The organism is Curvibacter sp. CHRR-16 (assembly GCF_018474005.1).
In the GTDB taxonomy this organism is placed as follows: Bacteria; Pseudomonadota; Gammaproteobacteria; order Burkholderiales; family Burkholderiaceae_C; genus Allorhodoferax.
This window is the reverse complement of the sequence record NZ_JAHCSH010000002.1, coordinates 62,836-76,953: the sequence shown is the minus strand read 5'-3', so window position 1 is coordinate 76,953 and position 14,118 is coordinate 62,836. Positions and strand designations below refer to the sequence as shown.

Genomic DNA, 14,118 nt, shown 5'->3' with positions numbered 1-14,118 from the left:
GTTATGCGGTATTCTGCGCACCCAGTGTCATTAACAGGAGTGCGCCATGACAACGGCAGCAGAAATCAAACACCTACAAGAACAGGGTCTGTATTCGACCGGTAACGAGCACGATGCGTGCGGCGTGGGCTTTGTGGCCCACATCCGTGGTGAGAAAAGCCATGCCATCGTGGAAGGCGCGCTGAAGATTCTGGAGAATCTGGATCACCGCGGTGCTGTGGGCGCAGACAAGCTCATGGGCGATGGTGCTGGCATCTTGATCCAGTTGCCAGACACTTTGTACCGTGAAGAAATGGCCAAACAGGGTGTGGTACTGCCTCCATTGGGTGAATACGGTGTGGGCATGATCTTCTTGCCCAAAGAGCACGCCAGCCGCTTGGCTTGCGAGCAAGAGATGGAACGAGCCATTAAGGCCGAAGGCCAAGTCCTGCTGGGCTGGCGCGATGTGCCGGTGAATGTGGACATGCCCATGTCCCCCGCAGTGCGCGAAAAAGAACCCATCATCCGCCAAGTTTTCATTGGCCGTGGCAACGACGTTATCGTGCAAGACGCCTTGGAGCGCAAGCTCTACGTCATCCGCAAGACAGCCAGCGCCAACATCCAAGCGCTCAAGCTCAAGCACAGCAAGGAATACTACGTTCCTAGCATGTCCAGTCGCACGGTGGTCTACAAGGGTTTGTTGCTGGCAGACCAAGTGGGTACTTACTTCTTGGACTTGCAAGATGCACGTTGCGTATCGGCCTTGGGCTTGGTGCACCAACGCTTTTCTACCAACACATTCCCAGAGTGGCCATTGGCCCACCCCTACCGTTATGTAGCGCACAACGGTGAAATCAACACCGTCAAAGGCAACTACAACTGGATGAAGGCCCGCGAAGGCGTGATGTCCTCGCCAGTGCTGGGTGCTGATTTGCAAAAGCTGTACCCCATCAGCTTTGCCGACCAGTCCGACACAGCGACTTTCGACAACTGCCTGGAATTGCTCACCATGTCGGGCTATCCCATCAGCCAAGCGGTGATGATGATGATTCCCGAACCCTGGGAACAGCACACCACCATGGATGAGCGCCGCAAGGCTTTCTACGAATACCACGCCGCCATGCTGGAACCTTGGGATGGCCCGGCTTCCATCGTGTTCACCGATGGTCGCCAGATCGGTGCCACGCTGGATCGCAACGGCCTGCGCCCCTCGCGCTACTGCATCACCGACGACGACCTCGTGATCATGGGGTCTGAGTCTGGTGTGCTGCCCGTGCCAGAGAACAAAATCGTGCGCAAGTGGCGTCTGCAGCCCGGCAAGATGTTCCTGATCGATCTGGAGCAAGGCCGCATGATCGACGATGAAGAACTCAAGACCCAGCTGGCCAATAGTAAGCCCTACAAGCAGTGGATTGAGAACCTGCGCATCAAGCTCGATGACGTGCAATGCCAAGCCCCTGCTGTGGCCAACAGCGACGCGGCAGCCTTGCTGGATCGCCAGCAAGCCTTTGGCTTTACCCAAGAGGACATCAAGTTCTTGATGGCCCCTATGGCGACCAATGGCGAAGAGGGCATTGGCTCCATGGGCAACGACAGTCCATTGGCTGTGTTGTCTGATAAGAACAAGCCGCTGTACAACTACTTCAAGCAGTTGTTCGCGCAGGTGACCAACCCACCGATTGACCCTATCCGCGAAGCCATCGTGATGTCGCTGGTGTCATTCATTGGCCCCAAGCCCAACCTGCTGGACATCAACCAAGTGAACCCGCCCATGCGCTTGGAGGTGAGCCAGCCTGTGCTGGACTTTGCCGACATGGCCAAGGTGCGTAACATTGAGCAGCACACGCAAGGCAAGTTCCGCAGCTACACGCTGGACATCACCTACCCACTGGCATGGGGGCACGAAGGCGTGGAAGCCAAGCTGGCCAGCCTGTGCGCTGAAGCGGTCGATGCCATCAAGAGCGGTAAGAACATCCTCATCATCAGCGACCGTGCTGTGAGTGCTAGCCAAGTGGCTATTCCTGCATTGCTGGCTTTGTCGGCTGTGCACCAGCACTTGGTGCGTGAAGGCTTGCGCACCAGCGCTGGCTTGGTGGTCGAAACCGGCACCGCCCGCGAAGTGCACCACTTCGCCGTGCTGGCAGGGTACGGTGCCGAGGCAGTGCACCCCTACTTGGCGATGGAAACCTTGGTCTCCATCCACAAAGACCTGCCCGGCGATTTGTCGGCAGACAAGGCGATCTACAACTACATCAAGGCTATCGGCAAGGGCTTGTCCAAGATCATGTCCAAGATGGGCGTGAGCACCTACATGAGCTATTGCGGTGCCCAGTTGTTCGAGGCCATCGGTATCAACGCCAGCACCATCGAGAAATACTTCACCCGCACCCCCAGCAAGGTCGAAGGCATTAGCGTGTTCGAGATTGCTGAAGAAGCCATCCGCATGCACAAACTGGCCTATGGCGACAGCCCTGTGTTGGCCAATGCGTTGGATGCTGGTGGCGAATACGCCTGGCGCGCCCGGGGTGAAGAGCACATGTGGACGCCCGATGCGATTGCCAAGTTGCAACACTCCACCCGTGCCAACAACTTCAACACCTACAAGGAATACGCCCAGATCATCAACGACCAGAGCAAGCGCCACCTGACGCTGCGTGGCTTGTTCGAGTTCAAGATTGATCCGGCCAAGGCCATTCCTGTCGAGGAAGTGGAGTCAGCCAAGGAAATCGTCAAGCGCTTTGCCACCGGTGCTATGTCGCTGGGTTCTATCTCGACCGAAGCGCACGCGACTTTGGCGGTGGCCATGAACCGCATTGGCGGCAAGAGCAACACGGGGGAGGGCGGTGAAGACCCCGCACGCTACCGCAACGAGCTCAAGGGCATCCCGATCAAGAGGGGCGAGACCCTCAAGAGCGTGATCGGCGCTGAGCAAGTGGAAGTGGATATCCCGCTGGAAGATGGTGACTCCTTGCGCAGCCGCATCAAGCAGGTGGCTTCAGGCCGCTTTGGTGTGACGGCAGAGTATCTGGCCAGTGCGGATCAAATCCAGATCAAGATGGCCCAGGGTGCCAAGCCCGGTGAGGGTGGGCAGTTGCCCGGTGGCAAGGTGTCTGAGTACATCGGCAAGCTGCGCCACAGCGTGCCGGGTGTGGGTCTCATCTCCCCACCACCGCACCACGACATTTATTCCATCGAGGATTTGGCCCAGCTGATCCACGACCTCAAGAACGTCGCTCCGCATTCCGACATCTCCGTCAAGTTGGTGTCTGAAATCGGCGTGGGCACCATTGCCGCAGGTGTTGCCAAGTGCAAGGCAGACCACGTGGTGATTGCTGGTCATGACGGTGGTACTGGCGCATCGCCTTGGTCTTCTATCAAGCACGCGGGTTCCCCATGGGAAATCGGTCTGGCGGAAACCCAGCAAACCTTGGTGCTCAACCGCCTGCGTGGTCGCATTCGGGTGCAGGCCGACGGCCAGATGAAGACGGGCCGCGACGTGGTGATTGGTGCCCTGTTGGGTGCGGATGAATTCGGCTTTGCCACCGCACCGCTGGTGGTGGAAGGCTGCATCATGATGCGCAAGTGCCACCTGAACACCTGCCCTGTGGGCGTGGCCACCCAAGACCCTGAACTGCGCGCCAAGTTCTCTGGCAAACCCGAGCACGTGGTGAACTACTTCTTCTTCATTGCCGAAGAAGTGCGCCAGATCATGGCCCAGTTGGGTATCCGCAAGTTCGACGACATGGTGGGCCGTGCCGACCTGCTCGATACCCGCAAGAGCATCGAGCACTGGAAGGCCCAGGGCTTGGACTTCAGCCGCCTGTTTGCCATGCCGCAAGTAGGCCCCGAAGTGCCTCGCTTCCACGTTGCACAGCAAGAGCACGGTTTGGAAAAGTCGCTCGACAACGTGCTGATCGAGAAATGTCGCCCCGCCATCGACAAGGGCGAGCGCGTGCAGTTCATGGAAGTGGCCCGCAACGTCAATCGCTCCTTGGGCGCCATGCTCTCCGGCGCGGTGACCAAGGTGCACCCAGAGGGCTTGCCTGATGACACCATCCGCATCCAGCTCGAAGGCACAGGCGGTCAATCGTTCGGCGCTTTCCTGACCCGCGGTATCACGCTGTACCTCATCGGTGAAGCCAACGACTACACCGGCAAAGGTTTGTCGGGTGGACGCATCGTGGTGCGCCCCAGCATCGATTTCCGCGGCGAAGCCGTGCGCAACATCATCGTGGGTAACACCGTGATGATTGGTGCCACAGCGGGTGAGGCGTTCTTCAGCGGTGTGGCTGGTGAGCGTTTTGCGGTGCGCCTGTCCGGCGCTACTGCGGTGGTGGAAGGTACGGGTGACCATGGCTGCGAATACATGACAGGTGGCACTGTGGCGGTGCTGGGTAAGACGGGTCGCAACTTTGCGGCTGGTATGAGTGGTGGCGTGGCCTACGTCTACGACGAGGACGGCCAGTTCGCCAAGCGCTGCAACACCAGCATGGTGACCATGGACAAGGTGCTGCCTGCCGCTGAACAGCAAGCCAGCATCGACCGCGCGGTATGGCACCGCGGTGAGACCGATGAAGCCCAGCTCAAAAAGCTGCTGGAAGACCACAACCGCTGGACTGGCAGCAAGCGTGCCCGCGAACTGCTGGACAACTGGGAAGTAGCCCGCGCCAAGTTCGTCAAGGTCTTCCCGATCGACTACAAGCGCGCACTCGGTGAGATTAATGCCAAGAAATCGGCTGCAGAGGCCGTCAAATCAGCTCAGGCTGCTACAAAAAAAGTAGCAGCCGGCAAGTAATGCAGCACGATTAGGAAGGATAGGATCATGGGAAAAGTTACCGGCTTCATGGAATATGAGCGCATTGAGGAGGGCTACGCGCCCGCCAAAGAGCGTGTGAAGCACTACCGCGAATTCGTCATCGGGCTGGATGACAGCCAGGCCAAAACCCAGGCTGCGCGTTGCATGGACTGCGGCACCCCGTTTTGCAACAACGGGTGTCCAGTCAACAACATCATTCCCGACTTCAATGATTTGGTGTACCGCCAAGACTGGAAGTCGGCGATTGATACCTTGCACAGCACCAACAACTTCCCCGAGTTCACGGGCCGCATCTGCCCCGCACCGTGCGAGGCCGCGTGCACCATCAACTTCAATGGCGACGCCGTGGGCATCAAGTCCATCGAGCACGCCATCATCGACAAAGCATGGGCTGAGGGCTGGGTCAAGCCCGAACCCGCGCAGCGCAAGACAGGTAAGAAGGTGGCCGTGGTTGGCGCAGGCCCTGCGGGTATGGCAGCAGCCCAGCAGTTGGCACGCGCTGGTCATGACGTGACCTTGTTTGAAAAGAACGACCGCATTGGCGGCTTGCTGCGCTATGGCATCCCCGACTTCAAGCTGGACAAGGGGTTGATTGACCGCCGTGCCAAGCAGTTGGAGGCCGAAGGCGTCACCATTCGCACCAGCGTGCTGATTGGCAAAATGCCCGAAGGCAGCAAGGTGACCAACTGGGCCAAGGAAACCATTTCCGCCGAGGAATTGCACAAAGACTTTGACGCTGTGTTGCTGACTGGTGGTTCTGAGCAAAGCCGCGATTTGCCCGCACCCGGCCGTGATCTGGATGGCATCCACTTCGCCATGGAGTTCTTGCCCCAGCAAAACAAGGTCAACGCGGGTGACAAGCTCAAGGGCCAACTGCGTGCTGACGGCAAACACGTCATCGTTATCGGTGGTGGTGACACAGGTTCTGACTGCGTAGGCACCAGCACCCGCCATGGTGCAGTCAGTGTGGTGCAGTTTGAGGTGATGCCCCAGCCACCTGAGAAGGAAAACAAATCCTTGGTCTGGCCTTACTGGCCGCTCAAGCTGCGTACCAGCTCCAGCCATGACGAGAGCGATGCACAAGGTTTGCTCAAGCGTGAGTTTGCTGTCTCGACCAAAGAGTTCATCGGCAAAAACGGCAAGGTCACCGGTCTGAAAACCGTGCATGTGGAGATGAAAGACGGCAAGCTGGTGGAAATCCCTGGCACCGAAAAAGAGTGGAAGGCTGACTTGGTACTGCTGGCCATGGGCTTTGTGAACCCCGTGGCGACCATCTTGGAAGCCTTTGGGGTGGATAAAGACGCCCGCGGCAATGCCAAAGCCAGCACTGAGGTGGTGGGTGGCTACGCTACCAACGTACCCAAGGTATTTGCCGCTGGCGATATGCGTCGTGGCCAAAGTTTGGTGGTATGGGCCATTCGTGAAGGCCGTCAAGCCGCCCGTGCGGTGGACGAGTTTTTGATGGGCAGCACCGCCTTGCCGCGCTAAATGGCGAAGGTATGGACCTGCGTGAGCAGGCCTGCGTGTGCGGGGATAAGGTTTTCCCGCATATGATTGAGGGGCCGGATTTCTCCGGCCTTATCTTTTCGCATGACAGATTCCACACACACCTCATTGGTTGACATCCGCGATCTCGTGTTCGGCTACGGCGAGCGCCGCATCTTGGATGGCGTTAGCTTGCACATTCCGCGTGGCAAGGTCACTGCCATCATGGGCGCCTCGGGTGGCGGTAAAACCACTTTGCTGCGCCTGATCAGCGGTCAGGTGGCTGCGCAAAGTGGACAGGTGGTCGTGCATGGCAATGCGCAGGGTGCAAGCGCCCAAGACGTTGGTACCTTGGATCGCAAAGGGCTGTTTGCATTGCGTCGCCGCATGGGCATGTTGTTCCAGTTCGGTGCTTTGTTCACCGACCTGTCCGTGTTCGACAACGTGGCGTTTCCCTTGCGAGAGCATACCCAGCTACCGGAAGTGCTGATACGTGACATCGTGCTCATGAAGCTCGATGCTGTGGGCTTGCGTGGTGCCCGCGATCTGATGCCCTCGGAAGTGTCTGGAGGCATGGCCCGCCGAGTGGCGTTGGCCCGCGCTATTGCGCTCGATCCCGAGCTCGTCATGTACGACGAACCATTTGCTGGTTTGGATCCAATTTCGCTCGGAACCGCTGCACGCTTGATCCGCCAGCTCAATGATGCGATGGGGTTGACCAGCATCATCGTGTCGCACGATCTGGAAGAAACTTTCATGATTGCCGATCAAGTGATTGTGCTGGCCAATGGACGCATAGCTGCCCAAGGTACGCCCGATGAGGTGCGCCACAGTAGCGATCCCTTGGTGCAGCAATTTGTGACTGCACAAGCCGATGGTCCGGTGCGTTTCCATTACCCCGGTACTTCGGTGGAGCAAGACTTTTTGGGAGTAGGTGCATGAGCCGTTGGCTGCATCCGGCGGAAGTGGGCTTTGCGCTGCGCAGTAAGTTAGCCGATTTCGGCTACGGTGCGCGCTTGCTGTGGCGACTGTTAGCGGCCTTGCCCGGTTGTTTGCGTCGCTTTGGATTGGTGCGTGACCAGATTCACTTTATGGGCAACTACTCCTTGGCCATCATTGTGGTGTCGGGTTTGTTTGTCGGCTTTGTGATGGGCTTGCAGTACTACTATGGTTTGCAGCGTTTTGGCGCAGCAGACTCCATTGGTTTGCTCATTAGCCTGAGTTTGGTGCGTGAGTTCGGCCCTGTCTTTACCGCATTGCTGTTTGCCGGTCGCGCGGGTACATCGCTCACGGCAGAAATTGGCCTCATGAAATCGGGCGAGCAACTCAGCGCCATGGAAATGATGGCTGTCGATCCAATCCAGCGCATTTTGGCTCCGCGTTTTTGGGGTGCCGTGATCGCCATGCCCTTGCTGGCAGCCATTTTCAGTGCCATTGGTGTACTGGGGGGATGGGTTGTGGGCGTGGTGATGATCGGTGTGGATGCGGGGGCATTCTGGGGGCAGATGCAAAGCGGCGTGGGCGTTTGGGCCGACCTGGGCAATGGCGTCCTCAAAAGCGCTGTTTTTGGTGTTTTGGTGAGTTTTATCGCTTTGCTGCAAGGCTATACCGCGCTACCAACCCCTGAGGGGGTAGCCCGTGCCACAACGCGCACGGTGGTAGTGGCCTCGCTGTCGGTGTTGGGAATGGACTTCATTCTCACCGCCATGATGTTTAGTTTGTAAGGAGTGCGTGATGCAACGTTCCGCCAAGGATTTGTGGGTGGGTTTGTTTGTGCTAATTGGAGCGCTGGCATTGGTGTTTTTGGCCTTGCAAGCAGCCAATTTATTGACCATTACATGGGATAAGGGTTACCAAGTCAGCGCCAAGTTTGACAACATTGGAGGCCTCAAGCCCAAGGCGGCAGTCAAAAGCGCGGGGGTTGTGGTGGGGCGTGTCGAGTCAATCGTGTTCGATGACAAGTCCTTCCAAGCCAAAGTTGTTATGTCCATGGACAAGCGCTACGCTTTCCCCAAAGACAGCTCGCTCAAAATTTTGACCAGCGGTTTGCTCGGTGAGCAGTACATCGGGATTGAGGCTGGTGCCGATGCGGCCAATTTGGCGCAAGGCGATGTCATTACTACCACCCAAAGTGCCGTGGTGTTGGAGAACCTGATCAGCCAGTTTCTCTATAGCAAAGCGGCAGATGGCGGTAAGAAAACCGATTAAGTCCCCATGCTTTTGTTTGGTTTGCTCCCCATTGATCCAGTGCGTGTTCGCCGCTGGTTGGTCGCTTGTTTGTGCATGGCGTTTCTGGTGCTACAGGGCTGTGCCACGGTCGAGCGACCAGATAAGCGCGATCCTTTGGAGTCTTTCAATCGCACGATGTTTGGTTTCAACGAAACCATGGACAAGTACGTGGCAAAACCTGTTGCAACAACCTATCGCGATGCATTGCCATCATGGTTTCGCAAAGGTGTAAACAACTTCTTTTCTAACTTGGATGACTTGTGGTCTGGCGTGAACTCGATTTTTCAGGGTAAGCGCCAAGAGGCGGGGGACAATATTGGCCGTTTCATGGTTAATACCGTGGTAGGTCTTTGTGGTGTCTTGGATGTGGCCAGTGATTTGGGCATTGAGCGCCACAGCACCAATTTTGGCTACACCTTGGGCAAATGGGGCGTTCCACCGGGGCCTTACGTGGTTTTGCCCGTATTGGGGCCCTACACCTTGCGTGAGGTCGGCGCGATTCCTGTTGATCAACAAGGCAGTCTGCAGAACCATATTCCTGACGTGACCACCCGCGATACCTTGACAGTGGTTGACTTAATCGACACGCGTGCCAGTCTTTTGGGGGCTGATGATGTGATGAATGGTGCAGCCTTGGATCGCTACACCTTTATGCGTGATGCCTATTTGCAGCGCCAACGTAGCCGCGAATACGACGGCAATCCACCAGATGATGAAAATAATGACCCTTCAGTCAGTACGGAGTCGCCAAGCGGCGTAAACTGAGGCACGTACGAGTACAGGAGTTTTTTTATGCAACAACGTCGATGGTTTTTGGGGCTCATGGCAGCCGTGGTGGCTTCGTTGGCACTCACGACCACAGCCTACGCTGAAGACGAAGCCCCTGATGCACTGATCAAGCGCGTCTCCAATGAAGTGCTGGATACTTTGAAGTCAGATAAGTCTTTGCGCAATGGTGATTTGAGCAAAATCATTGCCTTGGTGGACAACCGCATCATGCCGCACGTCAATTTTGCGCGCATGACCGCTTCGGCCGTGGGGCCCGCTTGGCGTCAAGCTACACCGGAGCAGCAAAAGCGCTTGCAAGATGAATTCAAAACCTTGCTGGTGCGTACTTACGCTGGCGCGTTGTCGCAGGTGAGTGATCAAACCATCGCCATGAAACCGCTGCGTGCCAATCCCGATGACAAAGAAATTGTCGTTCGCTCTGAAATCAAGGGCCGTGGTGATCCGATTCAGTTGGACTACCGCATGGAAAAAACCCCCGGTCAAGGCGCTGGTTGGAAGATTTACAACATCAATGTCTTGGGTGTGTGGTTGGTGGATACCTATCGCAGCCAATTTGCGCAGCAAATCAATGCCAAGGGCATTGATGGACTGATTGACATTTTGGTCGAGCAGAACAAGACTAGTGCCAACAAGAAAGGCTGATATGTTGAACCTGCCCTCTACACTCACCCAAGAAGTGGCGCACCAATGTCTGGAAGAACTGCGCCAGCACGTGAATGAGCCGTCGGACAAGGTGGTGGTAGATGGCACGGCTTTGCAGCGCTTTGACACATCGGCCTTGGCTGTTTTGTTGGAATTGCGCCGCGAATGCGCACGCCGGGGCAAGTTGTTTGCCGTGCAAGGTTTGCCAACACGCTTGCGTGAGTTGGCTGGTTTGTACGGCATCAGTGCCCTTCTCCCTGCAGCCTGAAACGTGCCCGGCTTAAAATGGCGGGCTACCTATGCCCGCTCTTAGCTTTCAATCCGTATCCAAAATCTACCCTGCCACCCGTACTGGGGCCCCGCCATTCACTGCGTTGGATGGTGTGAGCATGGAGATTCAGCCAGGCGAATTTTTTGGCCTGCTCGGCCCCAACGGGGCTGGTAAAACCACACTCATCAGCATATTGGCTGGGTTGACCCGTGCTACCAGCGGTAGCGTGAAGGTCATGGGCTATGACGTACAAAGTGACGCCACCCAAGCACGACGTCAGCTCGGCGTGGTTCCGCAAGAACTGGTGTTTGATCCCTTCTTCACGGTGCGTGAAGCCTTGCGGTTTCAGTCGGGTTACTTTGGCATTCGCCACAACGACGATTGGATTGATGAACTGTTGGCCAGTTTGGGGCTGACCGATAAAGCCCAGTCCAATATGCGTCAGCTATCCGGCGGTATGAAGCGCCGCGTCATGGTGGCGCAGGCTTTGGTACACAAGCCTCCGGTCATCGTGCTCGATGAGCCTACCGCTGGTGTGGACGTGGAACTGCGCCAAACGCTGTGGCAGTTCATCAGCAAACTCAACAAGCAAGGCCATGCTGTGCTGTTGACCACCCATTACTTGGAAGAAGCAGAAGCCTTGTGCACCCGTTTGGCGATGCTCAAAAGCGGGCGCATTGTGGCCCTTGATAGCACCAGCGCGCTGCTCAAGGCCGCCAGCGGTAACGTGCTGCGCTTTAGCACCAACGATCCCTTGCCCGATGGGTTGGCGACTGTGGCCCGTGTCACGGGGCGCATGGTGCAGCTACCGGTGCAAGATGCTTTGCAGGTAGAGCGCTACTTGGCCCAAGCGCGTGAAGCGGGTGTGCATGTGGAAGAGGTGGAAATCCGCAAAGCCGACTTGGAAGATGTGTTCCTGTCGCTGGTGGGCAAAGATGCCAAGACAGGAGGTGCCGCATGACCGGCTGGCAAATGTTGCTGTACAAAGAGGTGCTGCGCTTTTGGAAGGTCAGTTTTCAGACGATTGCCGCCCCGGTGCTCACCGCGGTGCTGTACCTGATGATTTTTGGCCATGTGCTCGAAGACCATGTGAAGGTATACGACAGCGTTGCGTACACTGCCTTTTTGGTGCCCGGCTTGGTCATGATGAGTGTGTTGCAAAATGCTTTTGCCAATAGCTCATCCTCGCTCATCCAGAGCAAGATCATGGGCAACTTGGTGTACGTCCTGCTCACCCCCTTGAACTACTGGCACTGGTTTGTGGCCTATGTGGGTTCCAGCATCGCCCGTGGCCTGGCGGTGGGGTTGGGGGTGTTTGCCGTCACCGGCTGGTTTGCGCACCTGAGCTACGCTGCACCGCTGTGGATTGCGGTATTTGCCCTTTTGGGTGCTGCTTTGCTGGGTACTTTGGGTTTGATCGGTGGCTTGTGGGCTGAAAAGTTTGACCAATTGGCCGCGTTTCAGAACTTCGTCATCGTCCCCATGACCTTCTTGAGTGGTGTGTTTTATTCCATCCATTCCTTGCCCCCGTTTTGGCAAGCGGTGAGCCACCTCAATCCGTTTTTTTACATGATCGATGGCTTTCGCTACGGTTTCTTCGGTGTCAGTGACGTGTCGCCTTGGATCAGCCTGAGCGTGGTCGGCGTAGCGTTGGTGTTGGTGGCCGCAGTGGCCCTGTACCTGCTGCGCACAGGCTACAAGATTCGCCACTGAACCCCCCACCCCTCTACAGCCATGACTGCTGAACAACTGCGACAACTCATTACCCAAGGCTTGCCCTGCGAGCTGTGCGAACTCGAAGGCGATGGTCGCCACTGGTTCGCCACCATCGTTTCCACCGCTTTTGAGGGCAAACGCCTCATCCAACGCCACCAGCAGGTTTACGCCTGCTTGGGCCAGCGCATGCAAACCGACGAAGTGCATGCCCTGTCGATGAAAACCTTCACGCCAGCCGAATGGGCTGCGCACCAGCACTGAAAGCCTGCTATGGACAAATTACTCATCCGCGGTGGCCGCGCTTTGCACGGCGAAGTGGCTATCTCTGGTGCCAAAAACGCGGCCTTGCCCGAACTGTGCGCTGTGCTGCTCACGGCAGATCCGGTCACCTTGCACAACGTGCCCCACTTGCAAGACGTGTCGACCATGCTCAAGCTCATCCGCAACATGGGGGTGGAGATAGAGCAGCAAGAAAATGGTACGGTCAGCGCCAACGCCAGCCACGTGACCGCGCCCGAAGCGCCGTATGAGTTGGTCAAGACCATGCGTGCCTCCATCTTGGCGCTGGGCCCCTTGCTGGCCCGCTTTGGCGAGGCCACAGTGTCCTTGCCCGGTGGGTGTGCTATTGGCTCGCGCCCTGTGGATCAGCACATCAAGGGCTTGCAAGCCATGGGCGCTGAGATTGTGGTCGAGCACGGCTACATCATTGCCAAACTGCCCGCAGGCCGCACCCGGCTGCACGGAGCGCGTATCACCACCGACATGGTGACGGTAACCGGCACCGAGAACCTGCTCATGGCCGCCGTGCTGGCCGAGGGCGAGACCATTCTGGAGAACGCCGCCCAAGAGCCTGAGATTCCCGATTTGGCCGAGATGCTCATTGCCATGGGCGCCAAGATCGAAGGCCACGGCACCAGCCGCATCCGCATTCAGGGCGTGGAGCGCCTGCACGGTTGCACCCACACTGTGGTGGCTGATCGCATTGAGACCGGCACCTTCCTGTGCGCTGTGGCCGCAACGGGTGGGGATGTGCTGGTACGCCATGGCCGTGCCGATCACTTGGACGCGGTGGTGGAAAAACTGCGCGAAGCCGGTGCCAACGTGCAGGCGGTGGAGGGGGGCATCCGCGTCAGCTCTCCCGGCCCAGCGTGGCAACACCTCAAGGCGCAGAGCTTTCGCACCACCGAGTACCCCGGTTTCCCGACCGATATGCAAGCGCAGTTCATGGCACTCAACTGCGTGTCGCAAGGCAGCAGCAAGGTGACCGAGACGATTTTTGAAAACCGCTTCATGCACGTCAATGAACTGGTGCGCTTGGGTGCCCACATCCAAACCGACGGCAAAGTGGCCGTGGTGGAAGGTGTTCAGCGTTTGTCGGGTGCCACCGTCATGGCCACCGATCTGCGCGCATCGGCCAGCTTGGTGATTGCCGGTTTGGTGGCCGATGGCGAGACGGTGGTGGACCGCATCTACCACCTCGACCGTGGTTATGACCGCATGGAGGCCAAGTTGCGTGGCATTGGTGCCGACATTGAAAGAGTGAAATGATTACCCTCGCGCTGTCCAAAGGACGCATTTTTGAAGAAACCGTGCCGCTGCTGCGCGCCGCTGGCATTGAGGTGCTGGACGATCCGGACAAGTCGCGCAAGCTGATTTTGGCCACCAACCAGCCCGATGTGCGCGTGCTCATCGTGCGCGCCACCGATGTGCCCACTTACGTGCAGTTTGGTGGGGCTGATATGGGCATTACTGGCAAGGACACTTTGCTGGAGCATGGTGGTCAAGGCTTGTTCCAGCCACTGGACTTGCAGATTGCCAAGTGCCGCATCAGCGTGGCCACGCGGGCCGACTTTGACTATGCCCGTGCCGTGCGCCAAGGCTCGCGCTTGCGTGTGGCCACCAAGTACGTGGCTATTGCGCGCGAATTTTTTGCCAGCAAAGGCGTGCACGTGGACTTGATCAAGCTCTACGGCAGCATGGAGTTGGCGCCATTGGTGGGCTTGGCCGACGCCATCGTGGACTTGGTCTCCACCGGCGGCACGCTGCGCGCCAACAACCTGGTGGAAGTCGAGCAAATCATGGACATCAGCTCGCGCTTGGTGGTCAACCAAGCCGCGCTCAAACTCAAGCAAGAGCCCATTCGCCGCATCATCGATGCGTTCGCTGGTGCTGTGGCTTTGTAACCGGAGAA

The 14,118-nt window shown here is 57.5% G+C and carries 13 protein-coding genes; all 13 read left to right on the top strand.

The features are described from left to right. Nucleotides 1-46 precede the first annotated feature (46 nt). The 13 genes from KIK84_RS03845 (at nucleotide 47) to hisG (ending at nucleotide 14,110) form a co-directional block, all read left to right on the top strand. A complete protein-coding gene (locus tag KIK84_RS03845; protein WP_214121679.1) occupies nucleotides 47-4,774 on the top strand; it encodes a glutamate synthase-related protein in 4,728 nt (1,575 codons plus the stop codon). A 27-nt stretch (nucleotides 4,775-4,801) separates the two neighbouring features. Further along, nucleotides 4,802-6,283: a glutamate synthase subunit beta gene (locus KIK84_RS03840; protein ID WP_214121678.1), complete on the top strand. Its 1,482-nt coding sequence runs from the start codon at nucleotides 4,802-4,804 to the stop codon at nucleotides 6,281-6,283. Between the two features lie 102 nt (nucleotides 6,284-6,385). Beyond that, a complete protein-coding gene (locus KIK84_RS03835; protein WP_214121677.1) occupies nucleotides 6,386-7,222 on the top strand; it encodes an ABC transporter ATP-binding protein in 837 nt (278 codons plus the stop codon). Next, nucleotides 7,219-8,004 (top strand): lipid asymmetry maintenance ABC transporter permease subunit MlaE, encoded by a 786-nt coding sequence (gene mlaE / locus KIK84_RS03830; RefSeq protein WP_214121676.1) that lies wholly within the window; start codon nucleotides 7,219-7,221, stop codon nucleotides 8,002-8,004. Before KIK84_RS03835 ends, mlaE begins: the two co-directional genes overlap by 4 nt. 10 nt (nucleotides 8,005-8,014) lie before the next feature. Next, nucleotides 8,015-8,488, top strand: coding sequence for an outer membrane lipid asymmetry maintenance protein MlaD (gene mlaD / locus KIK84_RS03825; protein WP_214121675.1), 474 nt, complete (start codon nucleotides 8,015-8,017; stop codon nucleotides 8,486-8,488). Nucleotides 8,489-8,494: 6 nt separating this feature from the next. Then, nucleotides 8,495-9,274: an MlaA family lipoprotein gene (locus KIK84_RS03820; RefSeq protein WP_214121674.1), complete on the top strand. Its 780-nt coding sequence runs from the start codon at nucleotides 8,495-8,497 to the stop codon at nucleotides 9,272-9,274. Between the two features lie 27 nt (nucleotides 9,275-9,301). Then, entirely contained in the window at nucleotides 9,302-9,940 is a 639-nt protein-coding gene (locus KIK84_RS03815; RefSeq protein ID WP_214121673.1) for a Tgt2/MlaC family protein, read from the top strand. 1 nt (nucleotide 9,941) lies between these two features. After that, nucleotides 9,942-10,208, top strand: coding sequence for an STAS domain-containing protein (locus KIK84_RS03810; RefSeq protein ID WP_214121672.1), 267 nt, complete (start codon nucleotides 9,942-9,944; stop codon nucleotides 10,206-10,208). 31 nt (nucleotides 10,209-10,239) lie between these two features. Further along, complete coding sequence (locus tag KIK84_RS03805) at nucleotides 10,240-11,172, top strand: ABC transporter ATP-binding protein (RefSeq protein ID WP_214121671.1); 933 nt, start codon at nucleotides 10,240-10,242, stop codon at nucleotides 11,170-11,172. Beyond that, entirely contained in the window at nucleotides 11,169-11,924 is a 756-nt protein-coding gene (locus KIK84_RS03800) for an ABC transporter permease (protein WP_214121670.1), read from the top strand. The genes KIK84_RS03805 and KIK84_RS03800 overlap by 4 nt, the downstream gene beginning before the upstream one ends. 21 nt (nucleotides 11,925-11,945) lie before the next feature. After that, the gene (locus tag KIK84_RS03795) at nucleotides 11,946-12,188 is read left to right on the top strand and encodes a BolA family protein (RefSeq protein ID WP_214121669.1); all 243 of its coding nucleotides are present in this window, start codon (nucleotides 11,946-11,948) and stop codon (nucleotides 12,186-12,188) included. Nucleotides 12,189-12,197: 9 nt separating this feature from the next. Next, the gene (gene murA / locus KIK84_RS03790) at nucleotides 12,198-13,475 is read left to right on the top strand and encodes a UDP-N-acetylglucosamine 1-carboxyvinyltransferase (protein ID WP_214121668.1); all 1,278 of its coding nucleotides are present in this window, start codon (nucleotides 12,198-12,200) and stop codon (nucleotides 13,473-13,475) included. Further along, complete coding sequence (gene hisG, locus KIK84_RS03785; RefSeq protein WP_214121667.1) at nucleotides 13,472-14,110, top strand: ATP phosphoribosyltransferase; 639 nt, start codon at nucleotides 13,472-13,474, stop codon at nucleotides 14,108-14,110. Before murA ends, hisG begins: the two co-directional genes overlap by 4 nt. Nucleotides 14,111-14,118: the final 8 nt, after the last annotated feature.

Coding starts and splice junctions, on each gene's coding strand:
- KIK84_RS03845 (WP_214121679.1), top strand. CDS start 47: ATGACAACGGCAGCAGAAATCAAACACCTACAAGAACAGGGTCTGTAT.
- KIK84_RS03840 (WP_214121678.1), top strand. CDS start 4,802: ATGGGAAAAGTTACCGGCTTCATGGAATATGAGCGCATTGAGGAGGGC.
- KIK84_RS03835 (WP_214121677.1), top strand. CDS start 6,386: ATGACAGATTCCACACACACCTCATTGGTTGACATCCGCGATCTCGTG.
- mlaE (WP_214121676.1), top strand. CDS start 7,219: ATGAGCCGTTGGCTGCATCCGGCGGAAGTGGGCTTTGCGCTGCGCAGT.
- mlaD (WP_214121675.1), top strand. CDS start 8,015: ATGCAACGTTCCGCCAAGGATTTGTGGGTGGGTTTGTTTGTGCTAATT.
- KIK84_RS03820 (WP_214121674.1), top strand. CDS start 8,495: ATGCTTTTGTTTGGTTTGCTCCCCATTGATCCAGTGCGTGTTCGCCGC.
- KIK84_RS03815 (WP_214121673.1), top strand. CDS start 9,302: ATGCAACAACGTCGATGGTTTTTGGGGCTCATGGCAGCCGTGGTGGCT.
- KIK84_RS03810 (WP_214121672.1), top strand. CDS start 9,942: ATGTTGAACCTGCCCTCTACACTCACCCAAGAAGTGGCGCACCAATGT.
- KIK84_RS03805 (WP_214121671.1), top strand. CDS start 10,240: ATGCCCGCTCTTAGCTTTCAATCCGTATCCAAAATCTACCCTGCCACC.
- KIK84_RS03800 (WP_214121670.1), top strand. CDS start 11,169: ATGACCGGCTGGCAAATGTTGCTGTACAAAGAGGTGCTGCGCTTTTGG.
- KIK84_RS03795 (WP_214121669.1), top strand. CDS start 11,946: ATGACTGCTGAACAACTGCGACAACTCATTACCCAAGGCTTGCCCTGC.
- murA (WP_214121668.1), top strand. CDS start 12,198: ATGGACAAATTACTCATCCGCGGTGGCCGCGCTTTGCACGGCGAAGTG.
- hisG (WP_214121667.1), top strand. CDS start 13,472: ATGATTACCCTCGCGCTGTCCAAAGGACGCATTTTTGAAGAAACCGTG.